Below are 16,463 nucleotides of genomic sequence, written 5' to 3' on the forward strand. Positions count from 1 at the left end.
AGTGAAATAGCCATGCTGCTGACGTCTTAGTATATAAAAACCAGCTTTAATCTGTTAAGAAACCGTTGAATTAACCCCGGCTTCGGGCTGTTTTGCTTTTGGTTGTAACTTGCAGCCTTACTCTTAAGGCCATGAAGAAGTGTAGTCTTGTACTTATATTTTCCCTTTGCCTGGTTTTTTTCTCTGCTACCAGCCAGGCGCAATGTTCTGTTTGTACCCGTACGGCAGAACAATTGGGTGAAAAACCAGCCCGTGGATTAAATGCCGGGATACTTTATCTTGCCTTCACTCCATTGGCCATGCTGGGTATCATGGGATACCGCTGGTGGAGAAAGAATGAAAGGGAAGCCTGAATCCTTTTCAACCATTAATACCAACTGCCATTCATGTCTATTACTTCCTGTAAGGTTTGCCAGAATACTAACGGTAATGAATTGTATACCGTAAGGGAAATGCAATTAGGTTTTCATGAGAACTTTGAATACCAGCTTTGTCACGCATGTGGATGTATGCAGCTGCAAAATATTCCTGCCGACCTGGCGCGGTATTATCCCAATGAAGATTATTATTCCTTTACTTCTAAATTAAAAACCCGTTCAAAACCCGACTCGCTTCGAACCCTGCGTTCCGCTTACCTGCTGCATGGCCGCCATAGGATAGCAGGTTCTGTATTGGCTGCCGGCTATACCGTTCCTGAATATATGGAATGGGTAAAGGTGCCCGGAGTTCAATTTGATGATGCCATCCTGGATGTGGGTACGGGCAATGGTAACCTGTTGGTAAACCTGCATAAAAATGGATTTACTAATCTCACAGGTATAGATCCCTTCATGGACAAGGACCTGCACCACGGACCCATACCAGTTTACAAAAAAGATATTTATAGCCTCCAGGGGAGCTTTGATTATATCATGCTGCACCATGTATTTGAACATATGGATCAGCCTCTGAAGGTGCTGCAACGACTAAAGGAATTATTAAGACCCGGCAAGTTTTTATTGATCCGCACACCCGTGATGGGACATTATGGATGGAAAACATATGGAGTAGATTGGGTTGGTTTGGATGCGCCAAGACACCTGTTGATCCATACAGTGAAAAGCATGGAACTGCTGGCAAAAAAAGCTGGCTTTGAAATGCAGAAAGTGGATTATGATTCTACAGCCTACCATATCTGGGCGAGTGAACAATACCAGCGGAACATACCGCTGATGGCATCCAATTCCTATATGGTCAATAAGGAGGCATCCGTTTTTACAAGGACAGAGATAGAAGGGTTTAAACAAATTGCCGCACGATCCAACAGTGAAGGAGAAGGCGACCAGGCCTCCTTTTATTTATTCAACCCGGGATAAGCCTGGAAAGCTTTGCGCATAAAATACCTCGACCAGGGCGTTTGCTTCAGTATGAGGCGGGGAATTTTACTTTGGATATGTATGATATAGTTCAATGCTTGGGGTACAGGTCCATGGTAATGCTTCTCCACATGTGCACTGTCTTTTAGCCTGAACTTCTTCACCAGGTTCCACAGCGTATAAAAAACATACCGGTTGTGCTCCACCCTCGAGCCATCCAGCGAGTTCAATAATTGCAGGTATTCAGGTATCTCAACATCAGGATTTTTATAACAATCTGCCGATACCTGTGTGCTGCCTTCGCCGATATTTACCAGCGGCTCAGCCAGGTACTCCCAGACAGGGTGTTGATCAAGGTAGTGTATATAAAAATCCATATCCACTACCCATTTGTACACCGGATTGTATGAAATGGATGGATCTTTTTGATGCAGCACTGCACTGGGATGACCTATCAAATTATCATAAATAAGGTAAAGCGGATCGGTGTGTAGCGCTTTGATTTCTTCAGGGGTTAAACTGCGCATACGTTCGCTTCCATCTTCCTGTATGTAACGGGAGGAGGAAAACAGGAAGAGTGACTTGCTTTCTGAAGCTGCATTGGCAAAAAGTTCAAGAGACGAAGGAGTAGAGAACCAGTCATCATCGTGCATGATTTTGATCCAGTCTCCTTTTGCTTTTTCAATGGCCAGGTTCCAGTTCATAGGTGTGCCTGCTGCCGGAATATTGTGAAAATAACGAATAGGCAGATCAGTGTACTTCTCCAGCAAATCCTTCACAGAATCATCGGGGCTGTCATCAGACAATACCACTTCAAAATGACCATAGGTTTGTTGCCTGATAGAGTTCAACAAGCGCTCAAGGTAGGCCACTCTTTGGTAGGAAGGAATGCAAACAGAAATAAAAGGGGCAGCCATTAATAATATTTTTTTGCGAAGCGATATAGATTAAAATTTTCCCTGTCATTCAATGACAGGCTGATCTCTTTATACAGGGCATCCTTGTCAATATTGTGCATGCGATGTTGCTGCACCAATTGAAAAACCCTTTCCGTCAACAGCCAGCTTTTTCTTAAAGAATGTTCTGTTGCTGCGGCATGTTGTTCTATGGCATTATACAACTCCTGAACACCCGATCCATTATTCCCAATCGTTTTAATAACAGGCACTTCGCGGTGATTATGAAAAGCAGGTGCCAGCATCATCCGCAGGTTCTTTACAAATGCATCCGCATCAGGGCGGTCGCTTTTATTCACTACGAAAATATCTGCTATTTCCATCAGGCCTGCCTTCATGGTCTGGATCTCATCACCACCTTCAGGTACCATCACCACCACTGTAGTATCTGCCAATCCTGCTATCTCTATTTCACTTTGACCAACACCCACCGTTTCTACGATCACATAATCATAGCCTGCAGCTTTTACCAGTTCGGTGATCTCAATGATGCGGGGATTCAACCCACCCATGGAGCCCCTTGTAGCCAATGAACGGATGTAAACATGGGGATGTGTGTACCAGTTGCTCATGCGAATGCGATCACCCAATACAGCGCCCAGGTTAAATGGAGAGGAAGGGTCAACGCAAAGCACAGCGACCTTTTTACCATTTGCAATAAACTCACCGATCAATGCATCCACCAATGTACTCTTTCCCGCACCCGGAGGGCCGGTAATGCCAATGACCCTGGCTTCGGCATTAAAGGGCAGGGCTTCCAGCAACTGATCATAACCTGGTCCACCATTCTCCACCAATGATATGCTGCGGGCCAATGCCTTGACATTTCCCTGTTCTAGTTCTCCGAGCCATTGTTGCCACATGAAGTAATATCATTTTTATCCTGCATCTTGCAGAACATTGAATCAAAACCACTCAAGCTTATCTGTACAAAAATATGGGTAATCCTATAGAGAACAGTTGGAGGGAGAAAGCCATCTTTGGAGCCATGCTTTTCATGCTGGCAGGCTTGTTCATTTCCCGCGCCACGCTCTCTATCAGTATGGGATTATTTTTAGTACTTACCATTGTGCACAAAAACTGGAAGTTTCAATTCAAATCATTCACCCATTCTACCTATTTGTTCTTACTCTCTTTACTCTTTCTGATACCACTCATTTCAGGACTGTGGAGTAGTGACCTCAAGGAATGGATGGCCGTAATGCAGATCAAATTACCACTCTTGTTTTTTCCCATGGCTTTTGCAGGCAGATGGCAGTTAAATAAACAGCAGTGGCAAATGGTAGCTTATGTTTTCCTGACACTCCTATGCCTTGGATGTTCCTGGAGTGCAGCTCAATATCTTTTAAACAGCATTGACTGGAACCAGGAATATTTAAGGGCCAAATTAATGGCTACACCGCTGGAGAATGATCATATACGCTTTAGCTGGCTGGTAAGCGTAGCTGTTTTGCTTTCCCTGGTGCTTTGGCAAAATGCTGCAACTAAAGTGCAAAAGATCCTGCTGAGTGCATTGGTACTGTTCTTTATCATTTACCAGCACCTGCTGGCTGCCAGGATGGGACTAGCCTGCCTGTACATCCTTATGGTGATGTATGCTGTATGGTGGTTGGTACAGCAAAGGAAAAGATGGATCTCTTTTTCTGTATTGTCACTGATCTTCATTATTCCTTTCATAGCCTGGTTTGCATTTCCCACGTTTCAAAACAGGATCAGGTACATGCTGTATGATATCCATAATGTACGCTCGGGTATTTATTTACCAGGGTCCAATGATGGAGCCAGGGCATTATCATTGAAAGCCGGGTGGCAGATACTACAACAATCTACATTAGGAGTGGGCGCAGGCGATCTGAAAGGAGAAATGCATCATTGGTATGCAACACATTCACCAACACTTGGCACAGGTGAACGTTTTCTTCCCTGCAGTGAACTACTGGTATTTGGAGGGGTGGCAGGCTGGGCAGCGATCATCATTTTGATAATCATCCTGGCTGTGCCTTTTTTTCTTATTCCAAAGCGCAATGTTGTTTTTTGGTATTGTTTAAATGCAATAGTAGTTTTCAGTTTTGTTTTTGATATGAGCATAGAAGCTCAGTTTGGTGTTTTTATTTTTTCCTTTTTACCACTCTGGTGGTGGAAATGGCTGAATCAATCAAACCTAGATGGCTAATAAGATCTCCATAGTTGTTGTATGTAAAAATGAGGTCAATGCCATTGACCGCCTGCTGAAATCAGTAAGTTCAGTAAGTGATGATATTGTGGTGTACGACAATGGAAGCACAGATGGCACTGTCGTAAAATTGAAGGAAGCTGGTGTGCATCTGCACCAGGGTGCCTGGTTGGGTTTTGGAAAAACAAAAAGAGAAGCAGTAGCCCTGGCAAACTACGACTGGATATTGAGCCTTGACGCGGATGAATCGCTTGATGAACAACTGCAACAAGAATTAAAACAAGTAGACCTCAGGGATGAAAAAGAGGTCTTTGATGTGCCCTTCAAAAACTTCCTGGGCAACCGGCATTTGAAATGGGGTGAGTGGGGGGGCGATCACCATATCCGTTTGTTTAATCGCAGGCAGGTGAACTGGAATGATGCCGTGGTGCATGAAGAATTGATCTTTCCAAAAGATATAAGGGTCACTAAGCTTAAGGGAAGCATACTGCACCATACCATGAGAGATATGGCGGATTACAGCCATAAGATGGTTCAATACGCCCTCCTCAATGCAGAGAAATATTTTGCCCAGGGAAAGCGTTCGGGATTTTTGAAAACAAGGGTTTCTCCTGCTCTTGGTTTTTTCATGCATTACATCCTGCAACTGGGATTTTTAGATGGATGGCAAGGCTATACGGCCGCCCGCATGACTGCTTTTTATACTTTCTTAAAATATACCCGCCTGCGGGAGCTTTGGGAAAATAAAGAAGGCTCAGCAAATAAAAACTAATTGAGGGCCTTTTTAAATATACAGTTCCTTCTTTTCGCTTAAAGTTTCATTCATCTTTTTGCACCAAATTTGCATTCCAAAGGCATGACGAACTTCATTCCCATATTCCCTCTTGGCATAGTGGTGTATCCGGGTGAGCAACTCAACCTTCACATTTTTGAGCCGCGGTATAAGCAACTGATACAGGAATGTCATAAGGAAAAAAAGTTCTTCGGAATTCCTGCAGTCATAGATAATCGCATTCAGGACTATGGCACACTGGTAGGCATAACCGAAATTTCCCATGTGGACGAAAATGGTGAGATGGATATCAAGACCCGGGGAGATAAAGTGTTTCGGGTGCTGGAAGTGATAAAGGAAGTGCCTGATAAATTATACAGTGGCGCTATTGTCAACTATCCACCCAATAATGAAACCGGCAGCGCTGAAGTAATGCGACGTGTAGTGAACAGCATTCGCGAATTATTTAAAATGCTGAAAGTGGAAAAGGATTTCAAAAAGCCAGATGAAGAACTGAACACCTACGACATCGCTCATCACGTGGGCATGTCTTTGCAGGAAGAATACGAGCTGCTGGGATTGATGCACGAACGGCAGCGGCAGGAATATTTAAAGCGCCACCTCACACGAGTCATTCCCATGGTGGCTCAAATGGAATCCTTAAAGGAAAAAGTAAAGCTGAACGGGCATTTCAAAAATCTTTCTTCTTTCAACTTTGAATAAGGCCAGTGTATGTATACTTCCTGTCATTCATTCAAATGCTTTCATTGATGCAGCATTCTTCCTAATTTCGGCGCTTAACTCACATTAACTTATTCCCCAGATCCTTACATGAATACTATTTGCCTGGACTTTGGAAATACACGGTTGAAAGCAGCAATCTTTGAAGAAGACAGGCTGAAAGAGGTGACCGTTCTGGGTGCCAATGCGCATGATCACCTTAGTCAATTGATTGAAGTTCACAAGCCTCAACATTCTATTCTTTCATCTGTGATCGATCATGATCCTGCCATCGAAGAATTGCTTGCAGCAACAACCAGGTACCATAAGCTCAGTAATATTTCCCAGATTCCATTTACCATACCTGTAGGCAAACCAGAGACGGTTGGGGCTGACAGGTTGGCTATCTGTGCGGCTTCGGTTTATTTATTTCCCAGGCAGAACAACCTGGCAATTGGACTGGGTTCCTGCATCACATTCAATTTTATTAACCAGCAACACGAATTCCTGGGCGGGTCCATATCTCCGGGAATGGAAATGCGCTTTAGGGCCATGCATCAATTCACGGCGCGCCTGCCATTGGTGGAAGCTGATTGGAATGTGCCTTTAATTGGGTATGACACCAAGACAAACCTCCAGTCTGGCGTGGTTTTGGGCATGGCTGCCGAGATTGATGGAATGATTGAATTATATGAAAAAAGGTATGGGAACTTTAACGTGCTTTTAACCGGGGGTGATATACGAATATTTGAGCCCCATTTGAAAAATAAGATATTTGCAGACCCTGAATTAATTTTTAAAGGTCTGTATGCAATTAGCCAAATCAATAATGCTTAAGAGTTCGGCAGTGGGTTTGAAGGCATTGGTCTCTGTTCTTTTTCTTTCTCCTTTTATGGGATCTGCACAAAGCAACTCTCCTTATTCACGTTATGGATTAGGCGACCTTTTTCCCAACAGTAATATGACTACAAGAGGCATGGGAGGTATATCAGCCGGTTATGCCGATGTCATTTCTGTCAACTTCAGTAACCCTGCCTCTTATTCAAGCTTCTATGCACTGAAGGAAAAGACTTCCAGCAAATTACAATATGGAAGGGTGATACTGGATGCGGGCCTCAACCTGGAGAACCGTACTATTTCAGCACCCAACACACCTCAAAGCTTTACATCTTCGGATGCATATTTTTCCTACCTGAATGTGGGCATACCGCTTCGTAGAAACTGGGGCCTGAGCTTTGGCTTGCGTCCATTGTCAAGGGTTAGCTATAAGATCAGCCGCAATGAACGATTGATAGACCCAACTACCAATTTGCCTATAGATAGCGCATTAACTGTGTTTAATGGCTCCGGTGGTACCTTTCTACCTTCCATTGGTACAGGTGTAGGCTTTGGCAATTTCAGCATAGGCATCAATGCCGGTTATCTTTTTGGAACCAAAGAATTGAATACACGCAGGGCCCTGGCTAATGATTCCGTTCATTACACGGCTTCAGAACATAGAACCAATTATTCTTTTGGTAGTCTTTATTATGATGCAGGTATTCAATACCTCATTCAGTTAAAAGGCAATCGTTACCTGCGATTGGGTGCTGCCGGCAACTGGAAGCAGACCATCAAAGGATCACAGGATATTCTTCGCCAAACCTTCACGCTTGGATCTGCAGGTGAAACCATACAGGTAGATAGTGTGTATATCAAAAATGATACAAAAGGTGAGGTTATCTATCCATCTTCCTATACCGCAGGTTTTGTTTTTAATTCGTATGAAACAGATGGAAGAGGCTATTTATTGGGTGTGGATTACACAACCAGCAAATGGAGTGAGTACCGCTTTTTTGGCCAGCCTGACCTGGTGCAGGATAGCTGGAAATTAAAAGCTGGCGGACAATTCAACCCCAAGCCTTCCACCAACTATTTCAGCCGCATCACGTACCGACTGGGCTTTTCTGTGGGACAGGATTATGTAAAAGTAGATAACAAGCTTCCTACTTTCGGAACATCGGCCGGGCTGGCATTGCCTATCCGTACCAGCCGACTGGCACCGAATCAATACAACGCGGTGAACATATCTCTTGAATACCTGAAAAGAGGTAATAAGGACAATGCCCTGAAAGAAAACGTATTCCGTTTTTCTGTTGGCTTCAACTTCACCGATCTTTGGTTTGTCAAGCGCAAGTATGAGTAAGAAAGTATTGAGCAACTTTATTATAAAACAGGCAGCCTTTATCTGGGGCTGCCTGTTCCTTTTTGGCTGCGAAAATTCGCAAAGGGCGCTCAATGAATGGAAAGAGAAAAAAGAAATGGTGGAAGAAGCTAAAAATATTCAAAGCTACTTTAGCCAGGGTGGACAATTGCGCTCCCTGCTCACTGCTCCATTGATGTTGCGCTATAGCAGGGACACTTCCTATGTTGAATTTCCCAAATCACTCCGCATGGTCTTCTTTGACAGCCTTGGCAAAGAACAAAGCCGCCTGGATGCGCATTATGGCAAATACATGGAGACCCTCAACAAGGCTTACCTCCGCGACAGCGTGGTAGTGGCCAATGCCACCGGTGATACCTTGTGGACACCAGACCTTTGGTGGGACCAGAATACACAACGGTTTTATACAGATAAGAAAGTCCGCATCTACCGCAAGGGCGACAGGATCTATGGAGGCCTTGGATTGGAAGCCAAACAGGACCTGAGTGATATCCTGATCAGGCAACCTACTGGTGTTGTTAATGTACCGGATAGTATGACTGCGCATTAGAAGAGACTTGGTTTGGTTCCAATAATATCAGGTTGATTTTCTACCAATAAAATTGCTTGATTTAAATGCGGTTACAGAAGACCGTGATATCCTAGTCGATTCCTGCATTAAAGGAAAAAATATAGTGGTAATGGACCTGCAGGAATAGCTGCGCTTGTCTGAAGCCATTGATGAAATGAATACAAGTGGGATGAAAAACCTGCTCATAACAAAATAACTATCATCTCTTTTTCCACCGAAACCAGTAAATTCTCTTTATACTCATGTTTTCATCTTACTGCTGGTTCGCTTATATACCTGGGATGCTTTCTTTTGACTATAACTCAAATTCACTTCTTCAATAAGATCAAGATTAAGAAAACTCAACCGGGGAGCACCTGGTAATCTCTTCCTGTGCTAAACTTTTTGGCAAACAGATTGCTAAATAATTTAGTTTAGCAGCGGATATGAAGGAGAATGAACGTACCATAGCACACTATGATCTTGATGCCTTCTTTGTAAATGTGGAATGCCTGAAAAACCCTTCCCTCAAAGGAAGGCCCTTAATGGTGGGGGGCAAAAGCGACAGGGCGGTAGTGGCTGCCTGCAGCTACGAAGCCCGCAAGTTCGGTATCCGCTCCGCCATGCCAATGAAGCTTGCCCGCCGTCTTTGCCCCCAGGCAATGGTCATCAGCGGTGACATGGAATCATATAGCTATTACTCCCGCCTGGTAACGGATGTGATCCGCGACAATGTTCCCCAATTTGAAAAAGCCAGTGTAGATGAATTCTATGTTGACCTCACAGGAATGGATCGTTTCTTTGGTTGCCGCAGTTTCAGCCAGGAGCTGCGAAGTAAAGTGACCAAAGAAACAGGACTGCCTATCTCCAACGGCATGGCCGCCAACAAGCTGGTAAGCAAGGTAGCGACGGACGAGGCCAAGCCGAATGGCCAATTGGTGATTCCTTTTGGAAATGAAAAACGATTCCTGGCGCCACTGGCTATTGAAAAGTTGCCCATGGCTGGTCCTAAAACCACTGAATTATTACGCCAGATGGGTGTAGTAAAGATCAAAACACTTAGCGAGATACCAGTGGAGATGATGGAAAACCTGATGGGAAAACCAGGCATAGAACTTTGGCGCCGCGCCAATGGTATTGATGAATCACCCGTGGTGCCCTATAGCGAACAAAAAAGTATCAGCACCGAAAACACTTTTGAATCAGACACTATTGATATCCGTTTTCTACAGGCCAGGCTGGTACAGATGACGGAGAAGATAGCCTTTGAGCTACGGCAGCAAAACAAGTTGACCGGTTGTGTAACGGTCAAGATCCGCTATTCAGATTTTAATACGGTGACACGGCAATGCACCATAGCCTACACAGCACTTGACCACCTGCTGCTGCAAACGGTCAAAGAGTTGTTCAACAAACTCTATGACCGGCGCCTGTTGGTGCGGCTGATAGGTGTACGATTCACACACCTGGTTCCGGGCAATTACCAGATCAGCCTTTTTGATGATACGGATGACCTAATAAGGTTGTACCAGGAAATAGACAAACTCAATGGCCGTTTTGGACGCTACCTGGTCATGAGAGCCAGTGGATTTTTGTAAACTATAATCATGTACCTCAACTGCAAATCGTATTACTCTTACCGCTATGGTACTTTCAGCACTGCACAACTAGTGACTGAGGGTGTGGAAATGGGCGCTTCTGCCATGGCGCTCACCAATATCAACAGCACCCAGGACACCTGGGAGTTTTATAGCCTTTGCCTGGAAGCAGGCATTCAACCTGTGCTGGGTTGCGAGGTCCGGAATGGGGATGCGTTCCTCTACTTGCTCCTGGCTAAAAACATCCAGGCACTCCGGGAGATCAATAGTTTCCTTAGCACGCACTTACAAACTGAAACCCCCTTTCCGGCTTCCCCGGTTTTATCGGAAAGGGTTTGGGTCATTTATCCGCTTGGCGCAAAGGATCCAGTACAGCTCAGGGTCAATGAGCTAATAGGTGTGCAGCCTTCACAGGTGAATAAGCTCTTTACCATGGATGTGGCCTCTCACTCCACAAAGTTTGTCATCCGCCAGCCTGTAACCTATAAAGACAAGAAAGGCTTTAACCTGCACCGTTTGTTAAGGGCCATCGATAAGAATATCATCCTCAGTAAGCAAACGAGTACCCAGGTGGCTGATGAAGGAGAATTGTTCCTTTCTCCGGCCAAAATACTCGATGCTTTCAGGCGCTACCCTGCCATCGTCACCAATACTTTGCAGGTTATAGACAGCTGCTCTTATACTATTGATTTGAAGGCGGATAAGAACAAAAAGATCTTTACATCTTCCCTGGCTGCAGATAAGGCCTTATTGGAGAAACTGGCACTGGATGGAATGAGAAGCCGCTATGGCTCTGATAAAGAAGCCAACAAAAGGGTAAGGAAAGAGTTGGAGATCATTGATAAATTGGGCTTTAACGCCTATTTCCTGATCACATGGGACATCATCCGCTATGCCCAGAGCCGCGGTTTTTACCATGTGGGCAGGGGCAGCGGGGCCAACTCCATCGTAGCCTTTTGCCTACAGATCACTGATGTCGATCCCATTGAGCTGGATCTCTATTTCGAACGCTTCCTCAACCCTTACAGGGCATCTCCACCTGATTTTGATATTGACTTCAGCCACCGCGACCGCGATGAAGTGATCGATTATATTTTCAAGCGCTATGGCAGCGATCATGTGGCACTACTGGGAATGGTAAGCACCTTTAAGCACGATGCCATCATCAGGGAGCTCGGTAAGGTATTTGGACTACCCAAGCAAGAGATCGATGGACTGGTGGCGGACCCCCTGGCCAATTTCAAAGAGGACAAGATCCAGCAATACATCATTAGCTATGGGGCCCTCCTCCATGGCTTTCCCAACTATGCCAGCATCCATCCCGGTGGCATGTTGATCAGCGAAGAACCGATCACCCAATATTCCGCTCTTATTATGCCTCCCAAGGGCTTTGCTACGGCGCAGATAGATATGTTCACCGCGGAAGATATCGGGCTTTATAAGATCGATATCCTTTCCCAGCGGGGCTTGGGCCATATCAAGGAAGCCATCCAGCTGGTGAGGGAGAACAAGGGATTAAGCGTGGATATTCATGCTATAGAGCAATTCAAAAAAGACCCGCACGTAGCTCAAAAGATCAAAAAAGCAGATACCATTGGCTGCTTTTACATAGAAAGCCCCGCCATGCGGCAGTTACTGATCAAACTAAGATGCAGCGATTACCTGACCCTGGTAGCGGCATCTTCCATCATTCGTCCTGGTGTGGCTCAATCGGGCATGATGCGGCAATACATCTCCCGCTTTCACCAGCCCGACAGCTTTGAATACTTGCACCCCAAAATGAAGGAATTGCTGGAAGAGACCTATGGTGTGATGGTCTACCAGGAAGATGTGATCAAGGTTGCCCACCATTTTGCAGGTATTGATATGGGGGAGGCCGATATTCTCCGCCGGGCCATGAGTGGCAAATACAGGGGTCATAATGGTTTTGACAAGATCAAAGAAAGGTTCTTTGCCAATTGCCGAAGCTATGGCTATCCTGAAGCCACCACAGAAGAGGTATGGCGACAGATCCAGAGCTTTGGTGGTTATTCTTTCTCCAAGGCCCACTCGGCATCTTTTGCCGTGGAGAGTTACCAGAGCCTTTACCTCAAGACCTATTTCCCATTGGAGTTCATGGTGGCTGTGATCAATAATGAAGGCGGTTTTTACAACCGCGAGCTCTATTTTCACGAGCTGCGCCGGGCAGGTGGCCAGGTGGAAGCCCCCTGTGTTAACCGCAGTGATTATTTTACCAATATCAGGGGAAAGCAAGTGTTCATAGGGCTGCGGCTGGTCAAGGGATTGCAGGATGATGTAGCCAGTCGTTTGCTGGAAGAAAGGCAGGCCAATGGACCGTTTACCGGTTTGCAGGACCTTGTTACCAGGACGGCCATAGGTATCGAACAACTAAACCTGCTGGTCCGCATAGGCGCCCTGCGCTTTACGGGCAAGAATAAAAAGCAATTGCTTTGGGAAGCCAATTTCCTACAAAAAAGAGTTAAGGAGCACAACAGGATCAGGGAAGCCCTGTTTAAGGACAAACCACTGGAGTTTATCCTGCCCGAACTGCACCATACTCCACTGGAGGATGCCCTCGATGAAATAGAATTACTGGACTACCCGCTTTGCAGCCGCTTTGACCTGGCAGATCTTGACAGCACCCGCTTTGTTACAGTATCCCAATTACCTGCCCTGGTAGGTAAAGAGGTGGAGATTGCAGGTGCGTATGTCACGGTGAAATATGTAAGAACGGTCAAAAAAGAGATCATGCATTTTGGAACTTTTATAGATAGTAATGGCGATTGGCTGGATACAGTCCATTTTCCTGATACAACCCGCCGCTACCCCCTGCAGGGTATTGGCATCTACTGGATGAAGGGGAAGGTGGTGGACGATTTCGGCGCTTTCAGCGTGGAGGTTAAAGAGCTGAAAAAGATTGGGATGAAAAAGGACCCGTCCGCTTAATAAACCTATTAAAACACAGCTGTGGAAGGTTGAAATCCAACAAATGAATAAAGGCTGCGCTTTAACAAATACATAGTAATATTTCATAAGAATAGTCGGTCTATTATCCTGTATTTCCGCGAAGCCGGAACCAATCATTAAAAAGTAAGCACATGAAAAAATTTATACCCTTTTTTAGTATCGCTGCCGCAGCAGTTTTGATGGTTTCCTGTAACAGCAATCCTAAGATCGCTGGTCAGTCAACTACCCCTGCTGCAGTCGTTCAGCCTCCTACCGTATTACAGGATACTTCCGGGTTGTCCGAATACCAGGCCTGGAAGGTGATGAATGAAATGAAAGACTCTAAGGATTATGGTCAGCCTGAGCAGGCCGTGGCTTCTGCCCCGGTTCGGAAAGCTCCAAGAGTGAGCAGCCCTTCAAGAGCTGTCAATCATAGAACAGAAACGCCTCCGCCTCCTGCTCCAGCCCCGGCAGCCACTCCTCAAGCACCGGTTTCCACTTCCCCTAATGCAGGTTCAGGTTCTACCGCCTCTACAGGCGCCGGAACTGATGCCAGCACTGCCGGTACAGGTGAAACAGCAAAAGCTGAAGAGAAGAAAGGTATGAGCAACAAGACCAAGGGTGCCGTGATCGGTGGGGTGGTTGGTGCAGGTGCTGGTGCCGTGATCTATAAAAAGAACCCTGTGGTAGGTGCTGTAGTAGGTGCTGTTCTGGGCGCCGGTGGTGGTTATGTTATCGGTGGCAAGGTAGATAAGAAGAAAGGACAGTTTAATTAAGGTTTTTAAGGTTTATTACTATAGAACAAAGGGGCTCACATCAGTGAGCCCTTTTTATTACCAGTGCTTTCCATTTTTGCAATCTTACAAGTATTTGTTGTTGCTAAATAGACTAACATTGTGCAACAAGCTATCAATATGAAATACATTTTATCCCTGGTACTTCTTTGTAGTTTTTCCTTTTCCAGGGCGCAACAATCCATAAAGTTGGAAGACATCGCTTCTCATGTGGGTGACAGTGTTACTGTTACAGGTAAAGTATACGGAATCAAATATTTTGAATCTGCCAAAGCTGCGCCAACGCTGATCAACATCGGGGCTGCCTTCCCCAATCAATTGCTTACGGTCGTGATCTATGGTGAGGACCGCAAACGCCTGGAATTGGATCCCGAGAAAACCTTCGCAGATGCTGACCTTTCTGTAACGGGTAAGGTAGAACTCTTCAAAGGCAAACCCCAGATCGTGGTTACCGATAAGCGCCAGCTTTCCGTGCTGCCTGCAAAAAAAGACTAAGACATGGAGGAAGGTTTCGGGATCCCTGTTAATTACAAGGGAAAGGAATTACTCTTTCCCGCCAGCCTGGTTTCCTTTGGCTGGACCCACCGCATTGAAGTGGATGTCAATGGCACAAAGGTTTCTTACGAAAGGGATGAAAACCGCGAATGGCGTGCTCTTATATCACCGGAAGACCTCGAAGGCCACCCTAACGTTGATGTGCAGTTGCTGATAGCGATTGGTGAAAGTATTGAGGAAATTTTAAAAAACTAAGATTGGAAGGATTAAATAGGATTATTGAGGGGAAGGAGAATCGAATAATAGAACCAGCGTTTAAATGCTTCAATCAGGCATGAATAACTGTCAGGTTATCTTCTTTGTGAAACTTTGCGCCTTAGCGACTTTGCGGCGAATTCTTCTGGCTCCGATTCCCGACTAACTCTACCACTCTTCCTGTTCTTACCGATTCATCACAGGCGAAGGCAATTCTAAGACTGTTGACAGCATCATCAATATGTTCCTGTAAGTCGAGGTCTTCATGGATAGCCTTTTCAAAAAATAGCTGTTCGCGGTTGCACAATTCCTGGTGACTGGGTTCGTCTTCCAGGTTGATCCATTCATCGGGATGCGTAAATTCATTTTGCTTATTGATCATGGCGTGATGAAGACGAATGGATTCAGTCCTGGTATGAGCGTCCACCGAATCCGATTGACCTGTACCTCCTGCTTCTTTGGCCACGATAGAAACAGACCCCCTGGGACCTATCATATCCTTTACAAAAAAAGCGGTCTCGCTGATCATAGGCCCCCAACCTGCTTCATACCAGCCTACAGATCCATCCTCAAACCTGATCTGCAACTGGCCGTAATTATAATTACCAGCAGGTATGATATCTGTTAGCCTGGCACCGATAGCATACACCTGGAGAGGCCTGGACCTTGTCATCTGGCACATCACATCTATATAATGCACCCCACAATCAACGATCGGGCTGAGGCTTTGCATTAAGTTCTGGTGCACTGTCCACATGTTGCCATGACTTTGCTGGTTCAGGTTCATGCGCATGACAAGTGGTTTGCCCAGTTGCTGCGCTATTTGTATAAAACGTTGCCAGGAAGGATGATGGCGAAGGATGTAGCCAACTACCAGTTTCTTTCCTGTTTTTCGGGCTGCCTCTGCCACCCGTTCAGCGCCTTGCACACTGTCTGCCAAAGGCTTTTCCATGAATACATGACAACCCTGTTCCAATGCAAGTAAGGCAAACTTTTCATGGGTGTCGGGATAGGTAGAAATGCAAACGGCATCAGGTTGGGTGGCATCCAGCGCTTCTTCATACGTATCAAATAGAGGATATCTTCCTCCCAATGATACATTGAGCTGCTTCTTGCTGTTACCTCTTGATACCAGTCCACAGATTTCAAAACCAGGAAGTTCATGATAAGCCCTTGCATGTGAAGCTCCCATATTACCGCAACCAACAACCAATACCTTAATTGCATCCATACATGGATAATTGAACTTAAAATAGTAAGCTGCTAAGTTACACCTGTATAAAAAAGACAACCTATTAAACTGGTAAATTGTAGACTGGTAATTTAATGGCCAGTAGTTTTTCAACCCTCTATTAGAAGCCTTCCAATTGAATAGTGTATAGTTGTAAACCAGGCACTACAATTCTCCTCTTCAATTCATATAATCCTGCAAATCTTAGTTCTTCATTAAACCTTTCCGATTTCTTTCTTTCAAAATCGTTCTGCTCTTTGTCCATTTCGTTATTCACAGACATTGTACTAAGACGAGGCCGGATCTTCATCCGGCCTCTTTGTTTGGCCGGAAGATCTTCCCGGCCCTACATGTTACCTCTTTCTATATCTCTGTTGGCGTATTGTATCTTTTTCTATGGCTGCCTTGAACATTG

Annotated in this window: 17 protein-coding genes; 13 read left to right on the plus strand and 4 right to left on the minus strand. The window is 45.3% G+C overall.

The genetic code is table 11. The annotated features are described in order from the left end of the window. Window positions 1–131 precede the first annotated feature (131 nt). Together BP74_RS18275 and BP74_RS18280 are read left to right on the plus strand one after the other, a co-directional pair. Window positions 132–353, plus strand: a complete 222-nt coding sequence (locus BP74_RS18275; RefSeq protein WP_496376349.1) for a hypothetical protein — start codon at window positions 132–134, stop codon at window positions 351–353. Window positions 354–386: 33 nt separating this feature from the next. Beyond that, window positions 387–1,355 (plus strand): class I SAM-dependent methyltransferase, encoded by a 969-nt coding sequence (locus tag BP74_RS18280; protein ID WP_496376351.1) that lies wholly within the window; start codon window positions 387–389, stop codon window positions 1,353–1,355. Here BP74_RS18280 and BP74_RS18285 read toward each other — a convergent pair. Both BP74_RS18285 and meaB read right to left on the minus strand, forming a co-directional pair. Continuing rightward, window positions 1,334–2,272 (minus strand): glycosyltransferase family 2 protein, encoded by a 939-nt coding sequence (locus tag BP74_RS18285; RefSeq protein WP_496376353.1) that lies wholly within the window; start codon window positions 2,270–2,272, stop codon window positions 1,334–1,336. The genes BP74_RS18280 and BP74_RS18285 overlap by 22 nt on opposite strands. Then, window positions 2,272–3,174 (minus strand): methylmalonyl Co-A mutase-associated GTPase MeaB, encoded by a 903-nt coding sequence (gene meaB / locus BP74_RS18290; protein WP_496376355.1) that lies wholly within the window; start codon window positions 3,172–3,174, stop codon window positions 2,272–2,274. Before meaB ends, BP74_RS18285 begins: the two co-directional genes overlap by 1 nt. A 74-nt stretch (window positions 3,175–3,248) precedes the next feature. Here meaB and BP74_RS18295 point away from each other — a divergent pair, with 74 nt between their 5' ends. The 11 genes from BP74_RS18295 (at window position 3,249) to BP74_RS18345 (ending at window position 14,817) form a co-directional block, all read left to right on the plus strand. Further along, on the plus strand, window positions 3,249–4,484 hold the full coding sequence (locus BP74_RS18295; RefSeq protein ID WP_496376357.1) for a hypothetical protein: 1,236 nt from the start codon (window positions 3,249–3,251) through the stop codon (window positions 4,482–4,484). After that, window positions 4,477–5,256 (plus strand): glycosyltransferase family 2 protein, encoded by a 780-nt coding sequence (locus BP74_RS18300; protein ID WP_496376359.1) that lies wholly within the window; start codon window positions 4,477–4,479, stop codon window positions 5,254–5,256. Before BP74_RS18295 ends, BP74_RS18300 begins: the two co-directional genes overlap by 8 nt. An 84-nt stretch (window positions 5,257–5,340) precedes the next feature. Next, on the plus strand, window positions 5,341–5,979 hold the full coding sequence (locus tag BP74_RS18305) for an LON peptidase substrate-binding domain-containing protein (RefSeq protein WP_496376361.1): 639 nt from the start codon (window positions 5,341–5,343) through the stop codon (window positions 5,977–5,979). A gap of 108 nt (window positions 5,980–6,087) precedes the next feature. After that, window positions 6,088–6,813, plus strand: a complete 726-nt coding sequence (locus BP74_RS18310) for a type III pantothenate kinase (RefSeq protein ID WP_496376363.1) — start codon at window positions 6,088–6,090, stop codon at window positions 6,811–6,813. Beyond that, a complete protein-coding gene (gene bamG / locus BP74_RS18315) occupies window positions 6,785–8,161 on the plus strand; it encodes a BamG family beta-barrel-assembly machinery protein (protein WP_496376365.1) in 1,377 nt (458 codons plus the stop codon). The genes BP74_RS18310 and bamG overlap by 29 nt, the downstream gene beginning before the upstream one ends. Next, window positions 8,154–8,729 carry an LPS export ABC transporter periplasmic protein LptC gene (gene lptC, locus BP74_RS18320; protein ID WP_496376367.1) on the plus strand — a complete coding sequence of 192 codons (576 nt, stop codon included), beginning with the start codon at window positions 8,154–8,156 and terminating at the stop codon, window positions 8,727–8,729. Before bamG ends, lptC begins: the two co-directional genes overlap by 8 nt. 446 nt (window positions 8,730–9,175) lie before the next feature. Next, window positions 9,176–10,327 carry a DNA polymerase IV gene (gene dinB / locus BP74_RS18325; RefSeq protein ID WP_496376369.1) on the plus strand — a complete coding sequence of 384 codons (1,152 nt, stop codon included), beginning with the start codon at window positions 9,176–9,178 and terminating at the stop codon, window positions 10,325–10,327. Window positions 10,328–10,336: 9 nt separating this feature from the next. Beyond that, window positions 10,337–13,273: a DNA polymerase III subunit alpha gene (locus tag BP74_RS18330; protein ID WP_496376371.1), complete on the plus strand. Its 2,937-nt coding sequence runs from the start codon at window positions 10,337–10,339 to the stop codon at window positions 13,271–13,273. A gap of 152 nt (window positions 13,274–13,425) precedes the next feature. Then, entirely contained in the window at window positions 13,426–14,049 is a 624-nt protein-coding gene (locus tag BP74_RS18335) for a hypothetical protein (RefSeq protein ID WP_496376373.1), read from the plus strand. 138 nt (window positions 14,050–14,187) lie between these two features. Then, a complete protein-coding gene (locus BP74_RS18340; RefSeq protein WP_496376375.1) occupies window positions 14,188–14,562 on the plus strand; it encodes a hypothetical protein in 375 nt (124 codons plus the stop codon). A 3-nt stretch (window positions 14,563–14,565) separates the two neighbouring features. Next, window positions 14,566–14,817, plus strand: coding sequence for a hypothetical protein (locus BP74_RS18345; protein ID WP_496376377.1), 252 nt, complete (start codon window positions 14,566–14,568; stop codon window positions 14,815–14,817). A gap of 121 nt (window positions 14,818–14,938) precedes the next feature. Here BP74_RS18345 and BP74_RS18350 read toward each other — a convergent pair whose 3' ends face one another. Continuing rightward, on the minus strand, window positions 14,939–16,048 hold the full coding sequence (locus BP74_RS18350) for a Gfo/Idh/MocA family protein (protein WP_496376379.1): 1,110 nt from the start codon (window positions 16,046–16,048) through the stop codon (window positions 14,939–14,941). Window positions 16,049–16,169: 121 nt separating this feature from the next. After that, a complete protein-coding gene (locus BP74_RS18355; RefSeq protein ID WP_496376381.1) occupies window positions 16,170–16,358 on the minus strand; it encodes a hypothetical protein in 189 nt (62 codons plus the stop codon). Window positions 16,359–16,463 lie beyond the last annotated feature (105 nt).

The sequence above is a fragment of the Flavisolibacter ginsengiterrae DSM 18136 genome (assembly GCF_059568575.1).

Bases quoted from the DNA above. Each gene is read 5' to 3' on its own strand.
- BP74_RS18275 (WP_496376349.1), top strand. From the start codon at position 132: ATGAAGAAGTGTAGTCTTGTACTTATATTTTCCCTTTGCCTGGTTTTT.
- BP74_RS18280 (WP_496376351.1), top strand. From the start codon at position 387: ATGTCTATTACTTCCTGTAAGGTTTGCCAGAATACTAACGGTAATGAA.
- meaB (WP_496376355.1), bottom strand. From the start codon at position 3,174: ATGTGGCAACAATGGCTCGGAGAACTAGAACAGGGAAATGTCAAGGCA.
- BP74_RS18335 (WP_496376373.1), top strand. From the start codon at position 13,426: ATGAAAAAATTTATACCCTTTTTTAGTATCGCTGCCGCAGCAGTTTTG.
- BP74_RS18345 (WP_496376377.1), top strand. From the start codon at position 14,566: ATGGAGGAAGGTTTCGGGATCCCTGTTAATTACAAGGGAAAGGAATTA.
- BP74_RS18295 (WP_496376357.1), top strand. From the start codon at position 3,249: ATGGGTAATCCTATAGAGAACAGTTGGAGGGAGAAAGCCATCTTTGGA.
- lptC (WP_496376367.1), top strand. From the start codon at position 8,154: ATGAGTAAGAAAGTATTGAGCAACTTTATTATAAAACAGGCAGCCTTT.
- BP74_RS18305 (WP_496376361.1), top strand. From the start codon at position 5,341: ATGACGAACTTCATTCCCATATTCCCTCTTGGCATAGTGGTGTATCCG.
- dinB (WP_496376369.1), top strand. From the start codon at position 9,176: ATGAAGGAGAATGAACGTACCATAGCACACTATGATCTTGATGCCTTC.
- BP74_RS18285 (WP_496376353.1), bottom strand. From the start codon at position 2,272: ATGGCTGCCCCTTTTATTTCTGTTTGCATTCCTTCCTACCAAAGAGTG.
- bamG (WP_496376365.1), top strand. From the start codon at position 6,785: ATGCAATTAGCCAAATCAATAATGCTTAAGAGTTCGGCAGTGGGTTTG.
- BP74_RS18355 (WP_496376381.1), bottom strand. From the start codon at position 16,358: ATGAAGATCCGGCCTCGTCTTAGTACAATGTCTGTGAATAACGAAATG.
- BP74_RS18330 (WP_496376371.1), top strand. From the start codon at position 10,337: ATGTACCTCAACTGCAAATCGTATTACTCTTACCGCTATGGTACTTTC.
- BP74_RS18300 (WP_496376359.1), top strand. From the start codon at position 4,477: ATGGCTAATAAGATCTCCATAGTTGTTGTATGTAAAAATGAGGTCAAT.
- BP74_RS18340 (WP_496376375.1), top strand. From the start codon at position 14,188: ATGAAATACATTTTATCCCTGGTACTTCTTTGTAGTTTTTCCTTTTCC.
- BP74_RS18350 (WP_496376379.1), bottom strand. From the start codon at position 16,048: ATGGATGCAATTAAGGTATTGGTTGTTGGTTGCGGTAATATGGGAGCT.
- BP74_RS18310 (WP_496376363.1), top strand. From the start codon at position 6,088: ATGAATACTATTTGCCTGGACTTTGGAAATACACGGTTGAAAGCAGCA.